The following is a 23,778-nucleotide window of genomic DNA, read 5'->3' as shown; positions in this document are numbered from 1 at the left end:
GCGGCCATGAATACCGAGCACATTCTGGACGCCGTCCACGCCAAGCTGGCCGAATCTGATCACCCCAACCCAGACGCCGCTATGATCGCCGATCTCATCCGCCACGAAGCGGGAGTGATCTCCGATCGAGACGTGTTTGCCCTGCTGCAGAAGTTGCGCCACGACTCCACTGGAGTTGGCATCCTCGAAGGGCTGTGCAGCCTCGAGGGGATCACAGATGTGGTGGTCAACGGGGTGGATCAGATCTACTTCGATCGAGGCCAGGGAATGGAGAAAGCACAGCTGAGCTTCGACTCCGAAGAACACATCCGGGCGCTGGCGACGCGGCTAGCGGTGGCCTGCGGTCGGCGCCTCGACGATGCCCAACCCTTCGCCGATGGAAAACTGCGCCGCCCCGACGGCAGCTCCATCAGGGTGCATGCGCTGCTCGATCCGCCGAGCGATAGTGGCCCGCTATTGAGCTTAAGAATGTTGCGCTCTGCAGCCACCAACCTTGAACAGTTGACACAACGCGGCACTATGCCAGAGGAAGTCTCCGTATTTCTTTCCGCGATGGTGGCGGCACGGAAATCCTTTGTGGTGGTCGGCGGGACCGGATCGGGCAAAACCACCATGCTCTCGGCGCTACTTGCTAAGGCCGATCCCCGCGAACGCATCATCTGCATCGAAGACACAGCAGAGCTATCGCCGGCTCACCCGCACGTGGTGAACCTCGTGAGTGTGGGGGCCAATGCCGAAGGGCGAGGAGAGATCACCCTTGCTCATCTGCTGCGACAAGCCTTAAGGATGCGGCCCGATCGCATCGTGGTGGGCGAGATTCGCGGCGCCGAGATTGTGGATCTTCTCGCCGCGCTCAACACCGGGCACGAAGGTGGGGCGGGCACCATTCACGCTAACTCGCTCAGTGAGGTTCCCGCCCGCATGGAGGCGCTCGCCACCCTCGGTGGAATGTCACGAGAGGCATTGCACACCCAGCTCACCGCTGCGGTGGAGGTGATCATCGGGATGCGGCGCACCGCCACCGGGCGCATCGTGAGCCAGATCGGGCTGGTGCGCTCTGACCCAGTGACGATCGAAGTGATCTGGGATGCGCGCACCTCCGGCTCACAGGGCTTGGCCATCGCCGAGAGGTGGCAGCGATGATCACCGCGCCGCCATTAACCCTGCTCGCTCTCGCCGGGGCGGTGCTGTGTGCCACCGGTGCACGCCCAGCCAGACGCATCTACCATCGCGCTACGGCACGACGCGGCGGTACCCCGTGGGTCATCGGTGTGATGCTTGCGGCCACCGCCATCGTCCTGCTCCGGGCAGTCACACTCAGCATCGCCGCGCTTATGGCCGCGGCAACCATCGGCTATGTGCTGCGGGATATGCATCGTCGACGCCGCCGACAGCGCGCAGCCGCCGCAGCTGGACAGTGCGCTGGAGTGTGTGCAGCAAGCATCCGTGCCGGAGCGAGCCTGCAACACGCCCTCGCCACCGCTGCCGACGCTGTGTCCTCAACTCCAATCACGCATCCACTCGCAGCGGCCGTCAACCGCATCCGCAGCGGCCGCAGCCCAGCCCCAGCGTTGATAGGTGCCACCGAGGCGCCAGAACTCACGCGGATCGGAGCGCTGTGGCAGCTCAGCGAACACCACGGTATCGGGCTGGCGAGCCTTTTAGAGCGCACTCAGCAGCAACTCGACCAGGCACAGCGCCATGACAGCTCCGTGCAGGCGGCACTGCAGGGACCCATGGCCACCGCCGTGATCCTCAGCTTGCTGCCGGCGCTCGGGGTGGGACTCGGCAGCCTCATGGGAGCCGCGCCACTGGCCTTTCTCAGTGGCACCTCCCTCGGCGGGGTGTTGCTGCTCGTGGGAACCGCTCTCATCTGCGGCGGCGTTCTGTGGACGTACTCGATCATCAACAAAGCACGGGGGTGCCCCTCATCATGACCTTCCTTCTCCTTGCCCTTGCCCTTCTGGCCTATCCCCAGCCCACGGCCCGCGCCCGGCTGGCCACGGCGTCCAACGTCCAAACCCGCCGGCCCCGCGATGATCCAGTGGCCAGTCCGCATGAACGCGCCGCAGACATTGAATTACTCGCGGCATGCATCAGCGGCGGGATGTCCCATGCCGCCGCCGTGAGCGCCGTGGCCAGCGTGGCCGTAGCGGCCGATCGGCAGCTCTGGGACACCGTGGCAGCCCTGCTTCGACTGGGCTGCAGTGCCGAGAAGTCTTGGCAGCCACTGCTAGGCCACAGCGTGCTCGCTCCCGTCGCCGAACTGGCGGTGATGAGCAGCCGCGGCGGCACCTCCATTGCCAGTGGGCTCGACAGGATTGCCGCCTCGGTGCGGCACACAGCAGAAACCTCACAGCGTGCCACCGCTGAGCGCGCCGGGGTGATCATCGCCATCCCGCTGGCTGTGTGCTTCCTACCGGCGTTTCTCATCTTGGGACTCGTTCCCATCATCGTTGATATTGCCAGCACTATTTTCTAGATCCACTAAACAGAAAAGGACACAAACATTATGAACACCATCTATCACCTCATCCAGGCTCGTCTCGCCCAGCTGCACCGTGAAGAGGAGGGGATGAGCACCATCGAATACGCTATGGGCAGTCTTGCTGCCGCCGCGCTCGCCGGGGTTCTCTTTCTCGTCATCAATTCCGGAGCGGTGTCAGATGCCATCGAATCCATCATCACCGATGCGCTATCCAACTCGCCGAGCTAGCCGAGGTTTCGCTGCGGACACCGACGGCTCCGTCACCATCGAGGCCGCCCTAGGATTGGCCTCGCTGGTACTGGTGTTCGCCCTCACGATCAGCGGCATGGTGGCCTTAGCCAGCTATCTTTCGGCGGTCGATACCGCAGGCGCAGCAGCCCGGGCCGCCGCGATAGGTGAGCGCTACGAGCCGGCGCGGGGAAAGGTAGACATCACCTCCAGCAATGGGGTGATGGAAGCCACGGCGGCGATGCCTTCGCCTTTCGGTAGCGTGCATGCCACTGCTCGCTTTCCGGTGGAATACACTGCCGACGCCGAGCGTGGTGAACACTGATGTGGCGAGATGATCGGGGCCACGCCACCATCCTGCTCGTGGCTATGATCGCTCTGCTGTGCAGCATCTTGGCGGGCATGGCCACCCTCGGTAGCGGGATCATCGCCCGGCATCACGCCCAGCTCGCCGCCGATATGGCAGCGGTTGCAGGGGCCTATGGTCACAGCGAAGGCCACGATGGCTGCGGGGTGGCCGCTAAGGTAGCGCAAGACAATGCTGCCGAGCTCAGCTCCTGCACTCTTCACGATGCCGACATCGTGGTGGAAACCACTGTGCGCGGGAAGGAAGCGACGGCGCGTGCTGGGCCGCTCTAGCGCTGTGCCGCACACCGCCTAGGGGTGTTGGTGTCGCGGAGGCTGTGTGTAATCGATGCAGAGTCCACGGGGCTCAGCTAGGCGGCCCCAGTCATGCTCGCCAATGCCCCCAGTACGGCGATGGCTGCATCCTTATCCAAAGGGTGGTTGCCGTTGCCGCACTTGGGTGACTGCACACACGAAGGGCACCCCTCGGCGCAGGGGCAGGAACGCACAGCCTCAAAAGTGGCGTTGATCCACTCGGGGAAACGGCGGAAGCCAGTGTCAGCGAAACCTGCCCCGCCCTCGTGGCCGTCGTAGACAAACACCGTCGGCAACCCTGTGTCCGGATGCTCCACCGTGGACACCCCGCCGATATCCCAGCGATCGCAGGTGGCAAACAGGGGCAGGATGCCGATCGCGGCATGCTCTGCCGCGTGCAATGCGCCGGGCGCCTCAGCGGCAGAAACGCGCAGTTGATCGAGGATCGCGGGATCAAGGGTATAAGACACCGCACGGGTGCGTAACACCTGCGGCGGCATCTCCAGCGGGATCTCCTCCAGCGGCTGGCCATTGGTGTAGCGCTTGACGTAGCCGGTGACCTGTTTGGTCACCTCCACCTCCACATTCGCCACCCACAATCCAGGCGAGTAATTCACCAATGCGTCCTCCTCGGGGGCAGACAGGATCCGCAGCGTGGTGGACGTGCGCGAAAAGGTGGAATAGGGCGGCTGCTCGGGGTGGACGAGGGCGAGATTCTCCTCCACATCCAACTCATCCACCACAAAGCTGGCACCCTGATGCAGATACACCGCGCCGGGAAACACCTGGGCTTGGGCGCGCGCCGGGTCCACGGTGCCCAGCAGACGGCCATCGGTGGCATCCACGATCAGAACCTCTCCGCCTTCGGTGCCGCGCAGTGCCACCTGGCTGTGGATGGTGTCCGCGTGCCGGAGATCGGCGGGATAGTAGTGCCCGTTTCGGTGCCGCAGAAGCCGAGTGGCCACGAGCTCGTCCACCACGGCGGTGGCACCGAGGGAATCCACATCGGCGATGCTCAAGGGCTTTTCTGCGGCGGCGCAGAGTACGTGTTCGCTCACCACATACGGGTTCGTGGGATCGAACACATGCTCTTCGAGGGGGCGTTCGAGAAGCGCCTCGGGGTGGCGAATGAGATAGGTGTCCATCGGGTCGCTGCGGGCCACCAACACATACAGTGAGCCTTGGCCGCGACGGCCGGCTCGGCCAGCTTGCTGCCACATGGAGGCCACTGTTCCTGGGAAACCAGCAGAAACCACGGCATCAATACCACCGATATCGATACCCAGCTCGAGGGCATTGGTGGTGGCTACCCCGAGCAGGTCGTCCTCGTCTAGAGCCCGTTCGAGGGCGCGGCGATCTTCGCGGGTGTAGCCGGCTCGGTAGCTGGCGATGCGCCGTGCATAGTCGCGGTGTCCGGCGTGAATGAGTTGTTCGGCACAGCGCAGCGCCACAGTTTCAGCGCTGTGGCGAGAACGCACAAATGTCAACGTGCGCGCCCCTTCTGCGAGCAGCAGGGCCATCACATCGGCCGCCTCGGTGCTGGCGGCGCGCCGCTGGGGCGGTTGGTCCTCCTCGCTGTCAATGAGAGAGGGCTCGAGCAGCATGATGGTTTGCTCACCCGCTGGGGCCGTGTCGTGATCCACGCTGGTGATATCGAAGTCGGGCACATCGATGAGCCTGCTGGCGTGCGCCGCGGGGTCACGGGAGGTAGCCGAGGCAAGCACAAAGGTGGGGTGCCCGCCGTAGTGGGCACACAGCCGACGCAGACGCCGCAGCACGAGAGCTACATGGGCGCCAAACAGCCCGCGGTAGACATGAGCTTCGTCGATCACCACATAGCGGAGATTGCGCAACAGTCGAGTCCAGGAACCGTGGGCGGCCAAGATGGAGGCGTGCAGCATGTCCGGGGTGGTGAACACGAAGCGAGAGGCGTCGCGGATTGGCCGGCGGGCGTCGATGGGGGTGTCGCCGTCGTAGGGGTGCGGGGCGACGTCGTCAAGCGCAGACAAGGTGGAACACAGTTGGGACACGGTGTGGAGCTGGTCATTGCCCAGGGCCTTGGTGGGGGTGATATACAGCGCGCAGGTGCGATCATCGGCGGCGAGGGTGGTGAGAATGGGCAGCAGATAGCCGAGGGATTTTCCGGAGGATGTGCCGGTGGAGATGATCGTGTCGCGGCCGGAATATACCGATTCGGCGCACTCCACCTGGTGAGCGTAGGGGCGGGTGATGCCTTCGGCTTCTAGGTAGGTGCGCAGCTCGGGGAGGACCCAGTCGGGCCAGTCGCGGTGGGTGGCGAGACGGCTCGGTCGGGTGCCAATGAATGTCGGCGTGGCGGTGGGCAGCGCAGTGCTGATGACGTTGGTGAGTTCCGCACCGAAACGAGACATGATTGCGCTACTTTCTGTTGCTTTTAGCGGCTAGAGAAAAAATAGTATGTGGGGTGTGAGCTGCGGAAAAGCGATATTTTTCAAATATAGACTATCCCTTGGGTCTAAAACGTGACACACTGGAGCTCGGTCGGACGTTTTCTGACAGCTTATGAAGCATCAGATGTGACCAGCCCACATGGTGGGCACACAGAGGAATCGAAGAGTTTGTTAGCGCCACGTAAGAGCGCCACACCACGTTGTGAACAATCCGGTGAATGAGACGCCTTCCCGGCATGGCTCGTGCAGTAGGAGCCAGGCTGTATCGCACTTCAAGAAAAAGATTTGAGTTAGTTTTTATGGCACAGGGAACTGTGAAATGGTTCAACGCGGAAAAGGGCTTTGGTTTCATCGCTCCTGAGGACGGCTCCGAAGACGTCTTCGTCCACTACTCCGAGATTCAGGGCGGCGGCTTCCGCACCCTCGAGGAGAACCAAAAGGTTGAGTTCGAGATCGGCGAGGGCGCCAAGGGTCCGCAGGCACAGGCTGTGACTGCTCTCTAACCCCCCCGCGTATCGGACTATGTGCCGATCGTAGCTCAAGCCCAGCGTGTAATGCGCTGGGCTTTTGTGGTGCATGCCGCGGTCAGGGTGCGTCGCATCGAGCGGTGTGAGCGGCCGCTTGTCGCACGGCGCGAGCATGCACCGCACCGCGCGAGCGTGCGGCGCAAGCGGCGCGAGCGTGGCGCATGCCGAAGTTGATATTCATGCCGCTGCGGTAGTGCTTCCACTGTGGGTAGTGGGGTCGAAGCCCACAGGGGCGGTGTCCCCCGTTGCTGGTACCCCAGATAGCACCGTGGAAGACCCATATATTACTGTGTACGCTAAATGACCACAGATAAAGAAGATGGGTACTGGTGCAGATGTGTCTGCGCAGTCGCGCGGGCAGCGCACCGGTAGCCGTAGTGGTCGGATCGTGCGGCAGCGCGGGCGTGCTGTACGCGGGCACGACATGTGGCTGTGTCCGCCGCGAGCTCACCACCGCCAACCTCATTAACCATCTTTAGATAGCTCCAACACACGTGAGCAGCAGCCACGAGTGCCGTCAGGCGGCGCCCAGGCTGCCCCCACGCGAGGAAAGGTAACCGTGGCTGAAGGAACGAAGCGCCTAGTGATTGTCGAGTCGGCGACCAAGGCGAGGAAGATCCAGCCGTATTTGGGCGATGACTACATCGTCGAAGCATCGGTGGGGCACATTCGTGACCTCCCGCGCGGTGCTGCGGACATTCCCGCGAAATACAAGAAGGAGTCGTGGGCCCGGCTGGGCGTGGACGTGAACAATGAGTTCGCGCCGCTCTACTTGGTGAGCCCCGATAAGAAGAAAAAGGTCGCGGATCTCAAGAAGAAGCTGAAGCAAGTAGACGAGCTCTACCTGGCTACAGACCCCGACCGTGAGGGCGAGGCCATCGCGTGGCACCTGCTCGAGGTGCTTAAACCGAAGATTCCGGTGCGGCGCATGGTGTTCAACGAGATCACCAAGCCCGCCATTGTGGCGGCCGCGGAAAACACCCGTGAGCTGGATATGAACTTGGTGGATGCTCAGGAGACGCGCCGCATCTTGGATCGGCTCTACGGCTATGAGATCTCCCCAGTGCTGTGGAAGAAAGTAATGCCGCGGCTATCCGCAGGGCGCGTCCAGTCCGTGGCCACTCGCGTGATCGTGGAACGCGAGCGGGAGCGCATGTCCTTCGTTTCCGCCGAGTACTGGGACTTGGTGGCCGAGGTGGCCGCGCAGAACGCCAAGGCTGATGAGCCCCGAGATTTTCAGGCGAAGCTCACCGGCGTGGACGGTAAGCGCATCGCCCAGGGCCGTGACTTCAATGATGATGGCGTGCTGCGTAAGCCGGATGATGTGGTGGTGATTGATAAATCCGCCGCTGAGGCACTCGAAGAGGGCCTGAAGGGTCAGCCTCTGCGGGTGAGCGCGGTGGAGGAAAAGCCCTATACTCGTAAGCCCTATCCGCCGTTTATGACCTCCACGCTGCAGCAGGAGGCCGGCCGCAAGCTGCATTACACCTCGGAGCGGACGATGCGCATCGCGCAGCGCCTCTACGAAAACGGTCACATCACTTATATGCGTACCGACTCCACCACGCTCTCCCGTGCGGGCCAGGAGGCGGCGCGGGTGCAGGCGCGTGAGCTGTACGGCGAGAGCTACGTGCCCTCTAGCCCGCGGCAGTATTCGCGAAAGGTGAAAAACTCCCAGGAGGCGCACGAGGCGATTCGGCCGGCGGGTGAGTCTTTCGCTACGCCTACGTCGCTATCTGGCCAGTTGGATGCCGAGGAGTTCAAGCTCTATGAGCTGATTTGGCAGCGCACCGTGGCCTCCCAGATGGCGGATGCCAAGGGGACCTCGATGAAGGTGAGTATCGCCGGTACTGCCCAGTTGTCCTCCGGTGAGCAGGAGGTGGAGTTCTCCGCCACGGGGCGTTCGATTACGTTCCCCGGTTTCTTGAAGGCGTATGTGGAAACCTCCCGCTTGGCTGATGGTCGCAACGTGGCTGATAACGCCGAGAAGCGTTTGCCGCGCTTGAGCGCGGGCGATGACTTGCTGACGAAGGATGTGCATGCGGAAAGCCATGCTACGAATCCTCCGGCACGCTACACCGAGGCAAGCTTGGTGAAGAAGATGGAGGATCTCGGTATCGGCCGTCCGTCCACGTACGCCTCGATTATCAAGACCATTCAGGATCGCGGTTATGTGTTCCCTCGCGGCAATGCCCTGGTTCCCTCGTGGGTGGCGTTTGCCGTGGTGGGTTTGATGGAGTCGAACTTCTCGGCATTGGTGGATTATGACTTCACCTCGTCGATGGAAGACGAGCTAGACGATATTGCGGTGGGCAATGAAGATGGCCACCATTGGCTCAGCGATTTCTATTTTGGAAACAAGGCCGCTTCGAAGAACACGGCTGAGTCGATCGCTCGGTCCGGTGGGCTGAAATCGCTTATCGACGACAACCTCGAAAGCATTGATGCTCGGTCCGTCAATTCCCTGAAGCTCTTCGACGACGAGCAGGGACGCGCCATTGTGGTGCGCGTGGGCCGCTACGGCCCTTACTTGGAGCGCGTGGTGGGCACCCAATCCGATGGCAGCCCCGAGTATCAGCGGGCCAACCTGCCGGATTCCACCACCCCAGACGAGATCACGCTCGATGCTGCGGAGAAGCTTTTTGCCACCCCGCAGGGCGGCCGAGAGCTGGGCCGTAACCCAGAGAATGGCCGCATGGTGGTGGCCAAGGAGGGCCGTTATGGCCCCTATGTGACGGAGCTGGTGACTGAGGACGAGGAGAGCCACATCCTCGATGTCGCGGAAACGATCATCGCCGAGGAACGCGCAGCCGAGGACGCTGAGCGTGCCAAGGAGGGTAAGCGCGCCAAGAATTGGGAGACCAAGACTGCGGCGAAGCAGAAGGAAAAGCGTATCCGCGAGATTATCGATGAGCGGCTCAAGCCCGGCACTGCCTCGCTGTTTAGCTCGATGGAACCGGCAACGGTCACCCTCGAGGAGGCCTTGAAGCTGCTGTCGCTGCCTCGCGAGGTGGGCGTGGACCCAGCGGATGGGGAGCTGATTACCGCCCAGAATGGCCGCTATGGCCCGTATCTGAAGAAGGGCAATGATTCCCGTTCTTTGGGTGATGAGGAGCAGATCTTCACCGTCACCCTTGAGCAGGCTCGACGCATCTATGCCGAGCCGAAGCGCCGGGGGCGGGCCGCCGCCAAGCCGCCGTTGAAGCAACTGGGTGATAATGACGTCTCGGGTAAGCCGATGTCGGTGAAGGATGGCCGCTTTGGCCCCTACGTCACCGATGGCACCACCAATGCCTCGCTGCGTAAGGGGGACACTCCCGAGACGATGACGGATGCCCGGGCCTGCGAGCTGCTGTCTGAACGACGCGCAAAGGAGGCGGAGAATCCCTCGGCCTCGAAGTCGGCGAAGAAATCGCGTAAAAAGGCGAGCAAAAAGGCCAGCAAAAAAGCTAGCAAGAAGTCCAGCAAGAAGTCGGTGAAGCGCACCACGAAGAACGTGGTGAAGGCGGGGTCGAGGAGGCGTTCGGCACAGTAATGGCTGCAGATGTGGTGCGGGTAAGCGCAGTAGTGATTCGGGATGAGCAGGGCCGTGTGCTGACCGTGCGGAAGCGCGGAACCTCTCGGTTCATGCAGCCCGGCGGAAAGCCCGAGCTGGGTGAGGACCCAGTAGAGACGGGAATCCGCGAGCTCGAGGAAGAGATCGGGCTGGTTCTTGCTCCTGAAGAGCTCACGCCGCTGGGCCGACTAGAGGCCCCCGCCGCCAATGAGGCGGGCTGGGTGGTCTCGGCCGATGTGTTTGTGTGCACGCGCACGCTCAGCGCCGAGCAGGCCGCGGAGATTACACCCGCCGCAGAGATCGAGGAAGTGCTGTGGATGGATCCGCAGCGCGTCTCCGACTACGGGGTGGACTGCGCCCCGCTCATGGTCACGGAGATTTTCCCGCGGCTGACGGCCTAGGAGCGGTCCGCCAAGGTGGGGCGGATCGGGCGGGCGAGCTGGGTCATTTCCTGGCGCCCGCGCAGTTCCACGGATTTCAGCACGGTCCACCGGGCTTGCTCGGCCTCGTTGGCGTCGCGCAGCGTCGATGCCGAGGTGAGAGTCTTGCCCGGGGTGTCCTTGGCGAGCTCGGTGAGACGGGCGGCCTGATTGACCGCATCGCCGATCACGGTGTACTCGAAGCGGTCGTGCCCGCCGATGTGGCCGGCCACCACGTTGCCGGTGGCGACGCCAATCCCGCATTCCAGCTGGCTGTCTTTGAGCCGGCGCTGCAGATCACGCGCGGTGGCTAGGGCGGCGCCGGTGGCGTCGGAAAGCGAAACCGGCGCCCCGAAGACTGCAAGGGCGGCATCGCCTTGGAACTTGTTGATGATGCCGCGGTGCTCATGCACGGATTCCACCACGTGCTCGAAGAACTCGTTGAGCACGGTAACTACTTCCTCGGGGGTGTGGTGCACGGCGAAGGTGGTGGAGCCGATGACGTCCACGAAAAGCACCGCCACCTTGCGGTCTTCGCCGCCGAGGGTGGGGCGCTCTTCGAGGGCGCGGCTGGCGACCTCTGTGCCCACATAGCGACCGAAGATGTCGCGCACTCGTTGGCGTTCGCGCAATCCGCGCATCATCTCGTTGAAGCCTGCCTGCAGCACACCCACCTCGGAGCCATCGTAGATGTCCACGGCTACGCCGTTTTCGCCCCGACGCACGCGATTGATGGCGTCTTGAAGCTCCATAATCGGATCCACCACGCTCATAATCAGCAAGGTGGTGGCGAGGAGCCCCGTGATGAGCGCGAGTACGCACAGCGCCAGAATGGCGGGGAGAATGTCAGCCGGCTCATCGGTGAAGTAGCCCACCGATTGCCCCATGAGTAGCAGCATGATGCCGATGATCGGCATGGCGGTGGTGGACAGCCATGTCAGCCGCATGCGGTGTGAGACGGGTGGCTCGAGAGTGGAGTCCTCGAAGCGCCGAGCAAGCGCCTGGGTGGCTACAGGGCGCACGAGACGCTGCGCCTCAAAGTAGGTGAGAAGCACCACGGCGCAGCCGCCGAGAAGCGTGGCGAAGAAGATCACTGCGGCGAAGCGCCCAGAGACACTGCTGGCCACGATGGTGAGAATCGCAATCCCAATCAGCCACACCACCCCAGCGATGATCGCTTGGTACACGGGAATGCGCATCACGAGGTTGCGCACCATGTTGCGGTCATGCTCGTCTGGGTGGCGCTGCCACATCAGTACCGGTTTGAACAGGTAGTAGGTGGCGATAGCGCCAACAATCACAGCGAAGACGACGTAGAAGATGCCGATGGAGGGGACATCGAAACGCGACTGCCCAAAGTTCGTGCCCTCGGGCAGCGGAATGAGGTAGTGGATGAACGCCATGATGGCCACGGCACCCAGCAGGTTAGACACAAGGACGGTGGCGCCATAGAGCGGCCACGCGGTTCCCCAGAGCCATTTCAGTGCCCGTGCCAATCGAGTCATAGCAATTACTTTAATCAGTTGGCCTTCGTTTAGGTGAGCTACGCTAGTTTGTCGTGAGCTCCGAAGTATTCAACCGCCTCGCTGGGGCGACGAGTGTGGCGCAGGTGCTTATCGACGCCGCCTCCCACCCCGAGCACATGACCCACGCGTGGCTCCTCACGGGCCCGCCCGGCTCTGGTCGATCCGTGGCCGCACAAGCATTCGCTGCCGCGCTCGTGTGTGAAACCCCCGGCGGCTACGGCTGCGGGCGATGCGAGGGCTGCCGGATGGTGTTCGCGGGCACCCATCCTGACGTGTATCGCTTGGTGCCCGATGGGGTGGTGATCCCAGTGGCACAGGTACGCGACCGCATCATTCCGCTCGCCAACACCGCCCCCACCCATGGGCGGTGGCGCGTCATCATCATCGAGGACGCCGATCGTCTGGGCTCCGAATCCTCCAATGCTTTGTTGAAGACCGTGGAAGAGCCGCCAGAGCGGACGGTCATGATCTTCTGCGCCCCCTCGACCGACCCCGAGGACTTCTCGGTCACGCTGCGTTCACGCTGCCGCCACCTGTACATCCCGATGCCCAGCCCAGAAGCTGTGGCTGAGCTCCTGATCCGCGAAGGAGTGACGAACAAACGTGCCGCGCACTTGGCGGCAGCAGCCTCCAGCGGGCACATCGGACGAGCCCGCCACCTCGCCACCGATACCCAAGCGCAGAAGCGACGCGCGAGAGTGCTGCAGCTCGCTGAGCTCGTCAACCATGGTTCCAGCGCCTTTCAAGACGTAGCAGCTCTGGTGAAAGTGATCGAAGACGAAACCGACAGCACCCTAGCCGCCCACAATGAGCGGGAAGTAGATGAGCTCAAACAATCTCTGGGCATGGGGTCGAGGGGTAAAGGCACCGCTGCGGCACTGCGGGGCAGCAGGGGCGAGCTGAAAGAACTCGAAAAACAGCACAAGCGCCGCCGGACCCGTTCCACCCACGATGCGCTCGATTTGGCGCTCACCGACCTAGCGGGACTGTATAGGGATGCGATTATCGTGGCGAGCGCGGCGTCGACAAGCTTGACGCACCCAGATTTCGATGGACTCTCGCGCGATCTTGCCCAGCAGGTGGGCGTGCCGGGGTTGCTGCGCTGCATTGATGCAATCGCGGAGTGTCGTGAGATGCTCACTTTCAACGTCCGCCCCACGGTGGCGTTGGATGCCATGATCGGGAAATTCCGATTGGCATACGGGGTGGAGCAGTAGCCGACGGGCGGATTTAGGAATGTGCGCTGTGGTGCGCTAAACTTCCAGTCGGTAATGGCGGTGCATGATGCGCCGCTACGCTGGCCGCCTTAGCTCAGTCGGTAGAGCATCTCACTCGTAATGAGAAGGTCGCGAGTTCGATTCTCGCAGGCGGCTCCACAGAAAAAACAGGTCAGCCCCACCTTCGCTCTCGGAAGGTGGGGCTGCTTCTTTGGTGGATACAGGGGTTAACCGCCGGTCGGGTTGATGATCAGAATGTGCCCTCGTCGGACGGGGGTTCTGCACAGGACAACTGGGAGGTTAGGGGCGCCAGCCATCGGCTATCGTTTCCTCGAGCAATTGCAGGGGCAGGCTACAGAACAGAGCCATGCAAGGATCACATGCCTTGGATCGGCGTTTTACCTAGTTGCTCTACTAAGCTGCCGGTCGCCCTACTCCAGTTGATACTCGCCGGCCCCTCATCGTGGACAGGAGAGTGGCGGCTGGTCTCGGGTGGAGGAAAACCTCTGGATGACGGACTTCCGAGTACGCCCGGTACGTGGACCTCGTTGAGCAGCTCCACGAGTGTTGGCGCTGGGGCCTGCCTACTGACGTCATCGAGTGCAAGCTCTACCAAGGACCTGCCTCCGAGTTCTTTCCAAGTAGGTAGAGCTTACCGAGCCACATCCAATCGGTACCGCCAACAATTACTGCGCTGAGTGCAGGTGTAGCCTCGTGCCCTGCCAATGCTCGATAAGCCAGCGGTCATGGCTGGCGATGATGAGGGTGCCGTTCCATGCATCCAAAGCTGCTTGTAATGCCTCGATGGCGGCCACGTCAAGATAGTTGGTTGGTTCGTCGATGACTAATATTTCGGGTTGTTGTGCGGTTGCAGCCGCGATCTGGCTACGCCGTTGGTTACCGGCTGAGAGGTCTTGGATCGGAGTGGACCACAATGAGGGGTGCATAACTCCGGAACCGAGTTCGCCAATGCCATGTGCCCAGTGCTCCTCGGTAAAGTAGGGATCGCCTAGCTGTGGCAGGCGTTGAGGCACGATGGCGAGTCGACCGGAGACGCTTATCGTGCCGCTCGCCTCGTGTGGAGCGGAACTTGGTGGGCATCCACTGGCGATCCAGCGTAAGAGGGTTGTTTTTCCAGCTCCGTTGGTTCCAGTGAGCAAAAGGTGTTCGCCACAACCAAGATCAAACGTAGTGGGCTGAAGCCTTCCGGTCAGCGCTGCCTCACGTGTACTCACCGCCAAACCACCGCCAGGGACGATCGGAGGCAGGTTGAGCTTTAGCTGGTAGTCCCGAGGTTTGCGCACCTCGTGCATGCTCAACTCTTTAAGGCGCTGGTCATCGTTTCGGGTTCGCCTTAAGGCGGTCTTGGATGCGCGGTCCGAAAAGAATTTACGCGCGGATCCTTCAGCACTTTCTAACTTTGCTCCGCCGCGAGCGATATCCTCGCTGCCGCGACGATGCAAACGAATAGCTCGCTTGTCGTGCTGCTGGGCTGAGTGAAGCGCTTGATGTTTTTCCTGTGCGTCACGCTTCTCTTTGAGGGACTCACTATATTTCCCAGCAAAGCGATACATTCCCGGCAGAGGGTTGCCACCTTCCGCCGTAACCAATGCTTGCCAATGGGCAATATCGAGGTCGTAGATAACGGTGGCCGTGTCCTCGATGAAAGCACGATCGTGGCTTGCTATGAGTACAGGCCCCAGCCAACTATTTACTTGGCCCGTCAAGAAGTCAATGGCTGACGCGTCGAGGTGGTTAGTAGGTTCGTCCAAAATAAGAACGGGAGGCTGAACAAGGATGAGTCCAGCCAGCTCAAGCCGTCCCACCTGTCCAGGAGATAGGGTGCTCAGCGGACTTTGTAGATTGTTCTCGACAAGCTGTTTCAACCCTAAACCTTCGAGAGTCTTCTCAATGCGGCTCTCAAGTGACCACACATCCGCAGAAGTCAAAGCAGTGAGGAGTTGGTCATACTCTCCGGCAAAGTCTGAAGACGAGGAAGCGTCGGCAAGTTCTGCTGCGAGCTCATCGAATCGGGCGAGCATCGCGCGCGGTTTCGCCAAGACTAAGTCCAGATAGTCCTGAGCAGTGCCTTGAGTGCGCGAGGCTTCTGGGACACACAGGGGGCTGTCTGTCTGGATGCCACCTACGGTAACGGCGCCGGAATCGGGAGTTAATTCTCCACGTAGTAGGCGCAAGAGAGTGGTTTTCCCAGATCCATTGGGCCCCACTAAAGCGGCACGATGATTGTCTTCGAGAGTGAAAGGGACGTTCTCCAAAAGAGGTCGAGCAGAGAACGAGAAAGATAGATGTGAAACGTCGATATTGGGCATAGCGATCTCCAAAATGCTGATGTGCATGTGGCTTCTCGGCGATGCCGAGTGGAGATCATAGCTTCATCGGAATAGACCAGGCTCCCAATAGGTGTGAATGTAAAAGTAAGTGAAGCGGAGTCTACAGAAGGAGAATGGAGCCGTCAACCGTTTTTAGAGACTTAATTAAGTCCATCGGCGGGGCGGTATAGCGCGTTGGTGCTGCAAGGTATTCACGTGGCTCGGCCGTGGATACCTTGCGGTCTCAGGACGGCTACTGCGTGCTGGTTGCATGAATATACTGCGGTGCTACTATGTATAGCAAGATACTAGGTGAAGCAAGGAGTGGTCGTGGCAGAGTCACAGCTGCGTAAGGGGGCGATCGAGTTGGTTGTCCTCGGTCTTCTTGAGGCGAAGCCATCGTATGGCGGTGAGGTTCTTGAGCGGCTTCGTGATGAGGCGGGATTGGAGGTCTCTTCCGGCACGATCTATCCGCTTCTCGCTCGTCTCCGCAAAACTGCGTTGGTGGCTACAGCGTGGGAGGAATCTCCTGTCGGGCCACCTCGCAAAATATACAAACTCACTACCGCTGGGCGGAAGCGCCTCACGGGGCTCTCGGAGGAATGGGAGCTGCTTGCGCAGGCAGTGGCGATAGTGACAGGAAAGGACTGAGAGAAACTTATGAAGTGGTGCACTTATGATGACAATGGCCAGCGACATATGTTCGGTCTGCCGGTGTCTTCACTCTGGCAAGGTGACCAGGATGCGGTGCTCGATAGTTTCGAGCCAGAGAATCCGAGTTTGTTTGTGCCTCGCACCCTGGGGCTCGGTTGGGATCTTAACCTTGGGGCCGTTGCAGTGAAAGCGGGCTGGATTCGTGCCGATGATTCCCTGCCCGATCTTGCAGCGCATATCCCTCAGAGCTTGCGGCGAGTGCTGCAGCTGGGGCCGTGGATTGGTGGCGCTGCAGTGGCAGCTGGGGCAGTAGCCGTGGCGCGGCAAGACACCGCGCCTGTCAGTTGGTCGTTGACTGGTCGGCCGAAAAAGTGGGCTCCAGGTGCTGTGGCGGCGGCGCTTCCGGCGGCAATAGCCGGCGTGGTGGCGATGCTGCCCCAGCTTGCCCGGCGTGTTGGATCCGTCAAGCATCGTGGCAGCGAGTCTCCGGAAGCACTGTCGGTGGCCTCCCGTGCGGAGCTATGTGGAGTGCAGGCGATGGCTCTGATGGCGTTGCACGCCGCATATTGGGCGGCAGTAGATCCCCAGCGGAAGCAGCCGGCGGGTGCTGCTGCACCTTTCCTGTGGCCGCTGGTCAGCGGTGGGCTCAAGATTGCGTGTGTGCGCAGTGCGCTCGGTGCACTTGATGCTCAGCTCCGCTCCCAATAACTAGGCATGCGAACACTCGCGGAGCCGTGGGGTCAGTAGCTTATTCATCGTTGCGCTTGTGGTTCCGCATGACGGCGAGGAGCCGTTCGCGCAGGCTGCGCAACATATTGTGGATAACAACTCGGATGCTCAGCTGCGTACTCTGACGAACCGCGAGGCCCTGCTCGTTGAAGGTGATTGCACCACTCTGCTGAAAGCTTCGCGTTGAGCAATCGTTGATGAGAGCTCATGCGCGCATCTCCGGCGATGCCGGCGGGGCGAGCATCCGCCTAGGATGGCCCTATGAGTGCTACAGAACAAACCCAGTCCCAGTCCTCGGAGCGCGCTGAAGAGCAGCGCCAGACAGTGCGCGATCTGATCCGCTCGGCGCGCTTCGCCATGGTCACCACCGCCGATAGTGCGGGTGCTCTGGTTTCGCGACCCATGACGGTTCAGGAGGTGCGCGATAACGGCGACATTGTGTTCATCGTGCCCAAGGATGGCGATACCGCCCAGCAGGCTGATGGGGCGCAAGTGAATCTAGCTTTTAACGATGACATGTCGTTCGTCTCGGTTGCGGGCGTGGGTGAGATCTCCGAGGACGCAGACACGCTTGCTGAGCTGTGGGGGCCAGGCACGGATGCCTTCTCGGAGAAGGATGAAACTCCTGATAACACCAACAAGGTGCTCCTCATCGTCCGCGGCGAGTCCGCTCAATACTGGGATAGCCCCTCGCGCCCATCCTTGATGGTGCGCATGATCTCGGGCATCGTGTCTGATCAACGTCCCACGGGCGATAGCGGCACCGTCGAGCTTTAACACGTCACCTTTCTCGAAGCTTCAGATCCCGAAGGAGCACATCGTTTATGTCTACCTCCGATGTCATTGTTATTGGTGCCGGTGTGGCAGGTCTAGCTGCGGCCCGCGCCCTGCAGGAACACGGTGTGAGTGTCGTTGTCCTCGAAGCCCGTGATCGTGTGGGTGGGAGGATCGCCAGCGAGGAGGTGGACGGATTCGTGCTGGATCGTGGTTTTCAGATCCTTAATCCGGCGTATCGGCATCTGCGCTCCAGCATCGATATCACCCGCCTGGGTATGCGTTCTTTCCCCCGAGCACTGCGAGTACGCACCGATACCGACCTAGTCGAGCTCGTCGATCCCACGCGCCGGCCACAAGCACTGCCCGGCATGCTCCGCTCTGGGCTGGTGTCTAAAGAGGATGTGGCCGCGCTGCGCCTGCTCAAGGAGCTTCCCGGCGCGGACACCAGCCGAGCCGAGGCCTGCGACAAGGCTGGTTTTACTGGCGCTTTACGACGCCACGTTCTCGACCCCTTCCTCGCCGGGGTGGTAGCAGAACGCGACGGCAGTACATCCTTCCGTCACACCGCTTGGCTGCTATCGATGTTTATGGCCGGAACTCCCGGTGTGCCCACTGGCGGCATGCGCACCCTGCCGCGGATCATGGCCGAGGGATTGGATGTGCGGCTGAATCAGCCGGTGAGCCGAATCGATGCCGCCACGGCCTCTGTGTGGGTAGGGGAGAAGGAGTTGCGTGCCCGCAGTATTGTTCTTGCCGCCGGCCTTGAGGCTTCCGCGGAGCTTAAGGGTGGAGAGGCTCCCGCGATGCATGGCACGCGCACCTTCTGGTTCGCCGCAGATCAGGCGCCCAGCGACACTGCGGCGGTGCACATCGACGGCCGCGGCGACTCTGGTGAGTGCGGGCCGGTGACTACCACCTGCGTCATCAGTCATATCGCCCCCGAGTACGCCCCAGCTGGCCAGCACCTCGTTGCTGCTCTGACACTCAGCGATAGCGAGGAGCCCAGCGAGGAGGAGACCCGTCGCCAGCTGGCTGACATCTATGGGGTGGATACGTCGACGTGGCGGTGCTTGGCCACGCATGATGTGCCCAATACCTTGCCGGCCGTGGCCCCTGGTGACCCCAGTGGCCCGAAGGCGGTGCGGCACGAACGAGTAGTCGCCTGCGGCGACAACTTTGGCAATGCCTCCACTGATGGCGCTATAGCCTCTGGGCAGGCCGCTGCGGAGATCGTGCGGGACATGCTCCTAGCGCAGCAGCCAAGCTAGGTCGGCTGTGTCGGACACACCTGCGCCGCACCCGATCACCGGTCAATGCTTTAGCTCTCCCGTGCCGCCGGGCACCGGGTGGCCGGAGGATCCTGCTACCGCCGCCACCCCCGTGGCCCATTCTGCAAATCACTGCGCCCAGCTAGCCGCGTCGGCAGAGACGGTGCAGCAGCTTCAGGCGGTGGTGTCGGTGTGTGCTGCGTGCCCTCGGCTGGTGGAGTGGCGCGCACATGTGGCACGCACGAAGCGTGCCGCCTTTCGGGATCAGCCGTATTGGTCACGGCCGGTGCCCAGCTTCGGATCTACCACGGCGCGGCGGGTGATCGTGGGGTTGGCACCTTCTGCACATGGCAGCAATCGGACCGGCCGCAACTTTGCTGGCGATCCCGCGGGCGAGTGGCTGTATCGCGCCCTGTTTAAGGCAGGGGCGTGTAACCAGCCGGAGAGCGTGGCCGCAGGAGATGGTCTTCAACTCTCGGGTGCGCGCATTATTCCCGCCGTGCATTGTGCCCCACCTGGCAACGCCCCTCATGCCGAAGAGAAGCACACCTGCCGCGCGTGGAGCGTGCGGGAGATGGAGTTGCTTCAGCCGGTAGCGATCCTCGCTTTGGGCCGCATTGGTTGGGATAGTGTGTTTCAGATTGGTCGCCGGCTCGGCTGGGAGGGAGTGTCTCCGCGGCCCCGCTTTGGCCACAACACCACCGCCACTGTGCGTGCCGAGTGGGGCGAGGTGCGCGTGGTGGGGTGTTATCACCCTTCGCAAAGAAATACCGCCACGGGATTGCTCAGCGAAGAGCAGCTCGATGCGGCGGTAACTACGTTCATGGCGGTGGCCCAAAGCACCTAGGCGCTACACTCTGGAGCACCCCACCTTTTCCTCCAGCCCAGAGAGGTGCCCATGTCTTCCTCCTCCACCGTGCGCGCGGCCGGCGCTACCTCGCCGTCACGACACGCATTCACGGTACGCAAGGTGGGCGCCATTGATGGTCTTCGCGGGCTCGCTGTGGGTTCCGTGGTGCTGTACCACTTCTTCGGAGGTCTGCTGCCTGGCGGGTATCTTGGAGTGGATATCTTCTTTGTGCTGTCGGGGTTTCTCATTACCTCCTTGCTTGTGCGGGAACGCGCGGTAACTGGGCGCGTTGACCTGAAGGATTTTTGGCTGCGCCGCATCCGCCGGATATTTCCCGCTGCGATCGTGGTGTTGGTGGTGGTGACAGCCCTAGCTGGTGTGGTCGGGGGAGATCCTTCGGTGGGCTTGCGCTCCCAGTTCTTTGGCACGCTCTTCTTCGTCAATAACTGGGTGCAGATCGCAGGGGCCCAATCGTATTTCGCTGACAGTGGCGTGCAGGTGTTCGCCCACTACTGGTCGCTGGCGGTGGAGGAGCAGTTTTATTTGCTGTTTCCACTGTTATTTGTAGCCCTGACGCGGACACGCCTACGGGTCCGGCGTGTGGCAGCAGTGCTGGTGGTGCTCGCAGCAGCGTCTTTCGCGTGGATGGTCCACTCCTACGATCCCGAGGTGGATCCCACGCGCGTGTATTACGGCACGGACACCCATGCGTATGGTCTTCTCATCGGCGCTGCTGCAGCCGTGGTGCTCACAAGCCGTCGCGGCGATAGTCGGGCCGACTCGTGGCCGACTGAACACTACACCCCGACCATGCGCCGCTGGCTAGGCCGTGGCGCTGTGGTGGCCTTGGCGGTGCTGGGGGTGCTGCTGCTGAGCATGGCCGATACTGCGCCGATTACCTACCGCGGTGGCTTGCTCGTGGCGTCGATAAGCAGCGCTGTGCTGGTGTGGGCCGTGGTGGTGGGTGCTGGGCCGGTGCCGCGCATCTTTGACCGGGCTCCGATGCGCTGGCTCGGCCGGGTGTCTTTTTCTCTTTATCTGTGGCATTGGCCGGTGGTGGTGCTGTGTACTCAACTTGGTCGCGCTGTGGGAGATGGGCGCCATCCGATTGTGGTGGGGCTGATCGCCTCGCTGGTGTCACTGCCGTTGTCGGCGTGGTCGTTCGCCTACATCGAAACGCCGATTCGTCGCCATGGCTACAGGGCGGTTATCGGCGCGCTCTGGTACACGCGTAGCGCCAACGCGGTGATTGAAAAGAAGCGTCTGCGGCGCAAGGAAGCGGCAGGTGCAGTCGTGGCGCTCACCGCCTGCACCACCGCTTTTGCCCTAGCCACCAGTCCCTCGCAGACCCAGCTCGAACGAGACCTCGCCGTGCTTGCCGCTCAGCAACGCGAAGCCGAGCAGGCCGATGAGCTCCACAACGAGAACCGAGTGATGCCGGCGGGGGATCGTATCAGTGCCATCGGCGATTCCGTGATGCTTGCCTCCTCCGAGGCGCTGGCCGAGGAATTTCCTGGCATTTATGTCAGCGCCTCGGTGTCTTCGCACTACAAGGAAGCCCTCGAGGTGGTGCAACGGATGGACGGCGAAGGCACCCTCGATCCCTTCGTCGTGCTGAGCTTCGGCACGAATGGTGCGGCGAGTGGGGCCTATGAAGGGCTCATGGAGGATCTACTTCGCAGCATTGGCCCTGATCGTGTGGTTGTGTTGGTGCTGCCCTATGGGGATCGCTGGTACATGGCTGAGGCGGAGCAGGAAGTGCTGGACGCAGCTGCGACGCATGAGAATGTGTACGTGGCCGATTGGTGCCATGCGGTGCGGGATCATCCGGAGCTGCTGCGTGAGGATCTCATCCACCCTGTCCCGCAGGGTGCGCTCGCCTATATAGCCGCTATTGAGAATGCTTTACAGCAATGGGTCGATGATGAGAAGACAATTCCCGGCGAGTGCGGTGTCTAGCCTGCCCTTAGGGGAGATCGAGAGAAAGGGCCTACAACTGCCCAGAAACGATAAAGGGATCCCACGCACCCGTCAGAGCTCGCTGACCCTTGCTGCATTCCTGCCCTGGGGGAGTTCGCAAGATGGACGCCGCGTGGAATCCGTGATCCACCTTAGCAATAGCCACAGGCCCTGCGCAAAAGGTAGGCAGCCGAGGATCGGATGCGGCGCGACGGGGCGCAGGCCGCGGTGGTGGGCACTGCAGAGCTGCCAGCTAAGAGGCTGTTTTTGGCTTTAGCAGTGAGTGTGTGTAGTGTATCTAGCGAACAGAGGCGCTATGGCGCTTGTGTTTGGCATGGAGGATTCGACTAGCGGCCTATGTCACACGCCTGGAACGCGTGCGGGGTTCACGCCCCTCGTGGGTTCAAATCCCACATCCTCCGCCACATTATCTCCCGCATGTACCATTTCTCGGTGCATGCGGGAGATTTTTCTATGTTGGGAGGCTGGTAGATCTCGGGCGTGGGGGCATTATTCTCACACCATTGACGCTCACTGTGGGATCCGTGTGAAATTAGGCCTTCTTTAATCTCACACGAAGCCGCCATATGTCCCTTTCGTGTTAATTTAGGGGGGTGTCTAATCTAACATTTGGTGGTGCTTGTCCCTATGGCCTCGGGCGACAGCGGATGTGGGGCGGTTGCTCACCAATCTGAGTGAGCCATAGGAAAACGGCTGCATGGCCAGTAGAGTAGGTACGGAATCGAACGCGCCTGGATGCCCACGAGGGCGGGACAGGCACCACCATCGACGACTGTGACGAAAAGGCGGGTCGCACCATGACCGAACTGAAGGATATGAATCAGCAAGAGTTCGAGGAGATTGCTGCTGATGCGCGCAATCGTTATGAGGAGCTCGTCCAGCGTGACCTGCAGCTGGATCTGACCCGCGGTAAGCCCTCCGCTGAGCAGCTGAGCTTCGCGGATGAATTGCTGGCCCTGCCCGGTAAGGGCGAGTACCGCACCGCCGATGGGGTGGATGTGCGCAACTATGGCGGCCTGAACGGCATTGTGGATATCCGAGAGATCTACGCCGAGCTGCTCGGGCTCGACCTCGCCCAGGTCTGTGCTGGTGACTCTTCCAGCCTCAATATCGCTTTCGACATCATGAGCTGGACCTACACCTTCGGTAACTGCGACTCCCCGCGTCCGTGGTCGCAGGAGGAGAAGCTGCGCTGGATCTGCATCGTCCCTGGCTATGACCGCCACTTCTCCATCACCGAGCACTTCGGATTCGAGATGGTTACGGTGCCGATGCTGGACAACGGCCCGGACATGGACGCTATTCGCGAGCTGGTAAAGGATCCGAGCGTGAAGGGCCTGTGGGCCGTGCCGGTGTTCTCCAACCCCACCGGTGTGACCTTCTCTGAGGATGTCTGCCGCGAGCTCGCGGAGATGGACACCGCCGCCCCCGATTTCCGCATCATGTGGGATAACGCCTACGCGGTTCACGTATTTGATGAGTTCCCAGAGAATTACAACGTCCTCGAGATGGCGAAGAAGGCTGGACACCCCAACCGGTTCTGGTATCTCACCTCTACCTCGAAGGTGACCTTCGCCGGCTCTGGTGTGGCTATTTTCGCCTCCTCTTCCGCGAACCTTGAGTGGTATGCCTCCCATGCGGGAATCCGCGGCATTGGGCCGAACAAGGTGAATCAGTTGGCCCATGCCCGCTACTTCGGCTCGGCCGAAGGGGTGCGCGAGGTAATGCGTCAGCACGCCAGCTCACTCGCGCCGAAGTTCCACAGCGTGCTAGAAATCCTCGAGTCTCGCCTTGGTGGCCTCGGCATTGCGTCGTGGACTTCCCCGAAGGGCGGCTACTTCATCTCGCTCGATGTGGTCGATGGCACCGCCTCCCGCGTGGTGGAGCTGGCCAAGGAAGCCGGCATCAAGCTCACCGCGGCTGGGTCCACCTTCCCGCTAAAGCAGGATCCTAACGATCGTAATCTCCGTCTGGCGCCCTCGATGCCGCCGCTGAATGAGGTGGAAGTAGCCATGGATGGCGTGGCCACCTGTGTGCTGCTTGCTGCCGTGGAGAAGCTGGCCAATTAAGCCCAGCGCTGCCGCTAATCACATTGTCCTCCCTCGTGTTCGCCCTATGGCGGGCGCGGGGGAGTTGTGCT

General features: G+C 61.6%; 20 protein-coding genes, 2 tRNA genes and 1 other RNA gene. 19 read left to right on the top strand and 4 right to left on the bottom strand.

The features are described from left to right. Positions 1-6 precede the first annotated feature (6 nt). From CCICO_RS10795 to CCICO_RS10770, 6 genes are read left to right on the top strand one after another with little or no spacing between them, the layout of a single operon-like run. Complete coding sequence (locus CCICO_RS10795; RefSeq protein ID WP_018019579.1) at positions 7-1,143, top strand: TadA family conjugal transfer-associated ATPase; 1,137 nt, start codon at positions 7-9, stop codon at positions 1,141-1,143. Then, a complete protein-coding gene (locus CCICO_RS10790) occupies positions 1,140-1,937 on the top strand; it encodes a type II secretion system F family protein (RefSeq protein WP_018019578.1) in 798 nt (265 codons plus the stop codon). Before CCICO_RS10795 ends, CCICO_RS10790 begins: the two co-directional genes overlap by 4 nt. Continuing rightward, entirely contained in the window at positions 1,934-2,482 is a 549-nt protein-coding gene (locus CCICO_RS10785) for a type II secretion system F family protein (RefSeq protein ID WP_018019577.1), read from the top strand. Before CCICO_RS10790 ends, CCICO_RS10785 begins: the two co-directional genes overlap by 4 nt. A 30-nt stretch (positions 2,483-2,512) precedes the next feature. Beyond that, entirely contained in the window at positions 2,513-2,716 is a 204-nt protein-coding gene (locus CCICO_RS10780; protein ID WP_018019576.1) for a DUF4244 domain-containing protein, read from the top strand. Beyond that, a complete protein-coding gene (locus tag CCICO_RS10775) occupies positions 2,691-3,041 on the top strand; it encodes a hypothetical protein (RefSeq protein WP_018019575.1) in 351 nt (116 codons plus the stop codon). The genes CCICO_RS10780 and CCICO_RS10775 overlap by 26 nt, the downstream gene beginning before the upstream one ends. Continuing rightward, positions 3,041-3,355, top strand: a complete 315-nt coding sequence (locus CCICO_RS10770; protein ID WP_018019574.1) for an Rv3654c family TadE-like protein — start codon at positions 3,041-3,043, stop codon at positions 3,353-3,355. The genes CCICO_RS10775 and CCICO_RS10770 overlap by 1 nt, the downstream gene beginning before the upstream one ends. Positions 3,356-3,432: 77 nt before the next feature. Here the strand turns inward: CCICO_RS10770 and CCICO_RS10765 are convergent, their stop codons facing one another. Continuing rightward, positions 3,433-5,766, bottom strand: coding sequence for a DEAD/DEAH box helicase (locus CCICO_RS10765; protein ID WP_018019573.1), 2,334 nt, complete (start codon positions 5,764-5,766; stop codon positions 3,433-3,435). Positions 5,767-6,104: 338 nt separating this feature from the next. Between CCICO_RS10765 and CCICO_RS10760 the strand changes: the two genes are divergently transcribed. From CCICO_RS10760 to CCICO_RS10750, 3 genes are all read left to right on the top strand, one after another. Beyond that, entirely contained in the window at positions 6,105-6,308 is a 204-nt protein-coding gene (locus CCICO_RS10760; protein WP_018019572.1) for a cold-shock protein, read from the top strand. A gap of 583 nt (positions 6,309-6,891) precedes the next feature. Then, positions 6,892-9,867, top strand: coding sequence for a type I DNA topoisomerase (gene topA / locus CCICO_RS10755; RefSeq protein WP_026161421.1), 2,976 nt, complete (start codon positions 6,892-6,894; stop codon positions 9,865-9,867). Beyond that, the gene (locus CCICO_RS10750) at positions 9,867-10,289 is read left to right on the top strand and encodes an NUDIX hydrolase (RefSeq protein ID WP_018019570.1); all 423 of its coding nucleotides are present in this window, start codon (positions 9,867-9,869) and stop codon (positions 10,287-10,289) included. The genes topA and CCICO_RS10750 overlap by 1 nt, the downstream gene beginning before the upstream one ends. On the opposite strand, the gene CCICO_RS10745 is transcribed toward CCICO_RS10750, so the two are convergent. After that, complete coding sequence (locus CCICO_RS10745; protein ID WP_018019569.1) at positions 10,286-11,812, bottom strand: adenylate/guanylate cyclase domain-containing protein; 1,527 nt, start codon at positions 11,810-11,812, stop codon at positions 10,286-10,288. The genes CCICO_RS10750 and CCICO_RS10745 overlap by 4 nt on opposite strands. Positions 11,813-11,865: 53 nt before the next feature. Here CCICO_RS10745 and CCICO_RS10740 point away from each other — a divergent pair, with 53 nt between their 5' ends. Next, on the top strand, positions 11,866-13,050 hold the full coding sequence (locus CCICO_RS10740; protein WP_018019568.1) for a DNA polymerase III subunit delta': 1,185 nt from the start codon (positions 11,866-11,868) through the stop codon (positions 13,048-13,050). 83 nt (positions 13,051-13,133) lie between these two features. Beyond that, positions 13,134-13,209, top strand: a tRNA-Thr gene (locus CCICO_RS10735). 527 nt (positions 13,210-13,736) lie between these two features. Here the strand turns inward: CCICO_RS10735 and CCICO_RS10730 are convergent. After that, positions 13,737-15,407: an ATP-binding cassette domain-containing protein gene (locus CCICO_RS10730; protein WP_018019567.1), complete on the bottom strand. Its 1,671-nt coding sequence runs from the start codon at positions 15,405-15,407 to the stop codon at positions 13,737-13,739. 303 nt (positions 15,408-15,710) lie between these two features. On the opposite strand from CCICO_RS10730, the gene CCICO_RS10725 reads away from it, so the two are divergent. From CCICO_RS10725 to CCICO_RS10700, 6 genes are all read left to right on the top strand, one after another. Further along, positions 15,711-16,031 (top strand): PadR family transcriptional regulator, encoded by a 321-nt coding sequence (locus CCICO_RS10725; RefSeq protein ID WP_018019566.1) that lies wholly within the window; start codon positions 15,711-15,713, stop codon positions 16,029-16,031. A 9-nt stretch (positions 16,032-16,040) separates the two neighbouring features. Continuing rightward, entirely contained in the window at positions 16,041-16,742 is a 702-nt protein-coding gene (locus CCICO_RS10720) for a DUF5808 domain-containing protein (RefSeq protein ID WP_018019565.1), read from the top strand. A gap of 282 nt (positions 16,743-17,024) precedes the next feature. Beyond that, complete coding sequence (locus CCICO_RS10715; protein ID WP_018019563.1) at positions 17,025-17,540, top strand: pyridoxamine 5'-phosphate oxidase family protein; 516 nt, start codon at positions 17,025-17,027, stop codon at positions 17,538-17,540. Positions 17,541-17,587: 47 nt separating this feature from the next. Further along, positions 17,588-18,808, top strand: a complete 1,221-nt coding sequence (locus CCICO_RS10710; protein WP_018019562.1) for an FAD-dependent oxidoreductase — start codon at positions 17,588-17,590, stop codon at positions 18,806-18,808. A 7-nt stretch (positions 18,809-18,815) separates the two neighbouring features. Further along, positions 18,816-19,655: a uracil-DNA glycosylase gene (locus CCICO_RS10705; RefSeq protein WP_018019561.1), complete on the top strand. Its 840-nt coding sequence runs from the start codon at positions 18,816-18,818 to the stop codon at positions 19,653-19,655. A gap of 51 nt (positions 19,656-19,706) precedes the next feature. Continuing rightward, entirely contained in the window at positions 19,707-21,617 is a 1,911-nt protein-coding gene (locus tag CCICO_RS10700) for an acyltransferase family protein (RefSeq protein ID WP_018019560.1), read from the top strand. Between the two features lie 50 nt (positions 21,618-21,667). Here the strand turns inward: CCICO_RS10700 and ffs are convergent. Further along, positions 21,668-21,762: signal recognition particle sRNA small type (gene ffs, locus CCICO_RS10695), an RNA gene on the bottom strand. A 191-nt stretch (positions 21,763-21,953) separates the two neighbouring features. Between ffs and CCICO_RS10690 the strand changes: the two genes are divergently transcribed. Then, positions 21,954-22,042, top strand: a tRNA-Ser gene (locus CCICO_RS10690). 393 nt (positions 22,043-22,435) lie between these two features. Then, complete coding sequence (locus tag CCICO_RS10685; protein WP_018019559.1) at positions 22,436-23,707, top strand: aspartate aminotransferase type Ic; 1,272 nt, start codon at positions 22,436-22,438, stop codon at positions 23,705-23,707. Positions 23,708-23,778: the final 71 nt, after the last annotated feature.

This window comes from Corynebacterium ciconiae DSM 44920 (assembly GCF_030440575.1).
Classification (GTDB): domain Bacteria; phylum Actinomycetota; class Actinomycetes; order Mycobacteriales; family Mycobacteriaceae; genus Corynebacterium; species Corynebacterium ciconiae.
This window is presented reverse-complemented; position numbering and strand designations above follow the sequence as displayed.

Coding starts and splice junctions, on each gene's coding strand:
- CCICO_RS10710 (WP_018019562.1), top strand. CDS start 17,588: ATGTCTACCTCCGATGTCATTGTTATTGGTGCCGGTGTGGCAGGTCTA.
- CCICO_RS10770 (WP_018019574.1), top strand. CDS start 3,041: ATGTGGCGAGATGATCGGGGCCACGCCACCATCCTGCTCGTGGCTATG.
- CCICO_RS10780 (WP_018019576.1), top strand. CDS start 2,513: ATGAACACCATCTATCACCTCATCCAGGCTCGTCTCGCCCAGCTGCAC.
- CCICO_RS10700 (WP_018019560.1), top strand. CDS start 19,707: ATGTCTTCCTCCTCCACCGTGCGCGCGGCCGGCGCTACCTCGCCGTCA.
- CCICO_RS10765 (WP_018019573.1), bottom strand. CDS start 5,766: ATGTCTCGTTTCGGTGCGGAACTCACCAACGTCATCAGCACTGCGCTG.
- CCICO_RS10750 (WP_018019570.1), top strand. CDS start 9,867: ATGGCTGCAGATGTGGTGCGGGTAAGCGCAGTAGTGATTCGGGATGAG.
- CCICO_RS10685 (WP_018019559.1), top strand. CDS start 22,436: ATGACCGAACTGAAGGATATGAATCAGCAAGAGTTCGAGGAGATTGCT.
- CCICO_RS10760 (WP_018019572.1), top strand. CDS start 6,105: ATGGCACAGGGAACTGTGAAATGGTTCAACGCGGAAAAGGGCTTTGGT.
- CCICO_RS10730 (WP_018019567.1), bottom strand. CDS start 15,407: ATGCACATCAGCATTTTGGAGATCGCTATGCCCAATATCGACGTTTCA.
- CCICO_RS10715 (WP_018019563.1), top strand. CDS start 17,025: ATGAGTGCTACAGAACAAACCCAGTCCCAGTCCTCGGAGCGCGCTGAA.
- CCICO_RS10775 (WP_018019575.1), top strand. CDS start 2,691: ATGCGCTATCCAACTCGCCGAGCTAGCCGAGGTTTCGCTGCGGACACC.
- CCICO_RS10785 (WP_018019577.1), top strand. CDS start 1,934: ATGACCTTCCTTCTCCTTGCCCTTGCCCTTCTGGCCTATCCCCAGCCC.
- CCICO_RS10790 (WP_018019578.1), top strand. CDS start 1,140: ATGATCACCGCGCCGCCATTAACCCTGCTCGCTCTCGCCGGGGCGGTG.
- CCICO_RS10795 (WP_018019579.1), top strand. CDS start 7: ATGAATACCGAGCACATTCTGGACGCCGTCCACGCCAAGCTGGCCGAA.
- CCICO_RS10720 (WP_018019565.1), top strand. CDS start 16,041: ATGAAGTGGTGCACTTATGATGACAATGGCCAGCGACATATGTTCGGT.
- CCICO_RS10745 (WP_018019569.1), bottom strand. CDS start 11,812: ATGACTCGATTGGCACGGGCACTGAAATGGCTCTGGGGAACCGCGTGG.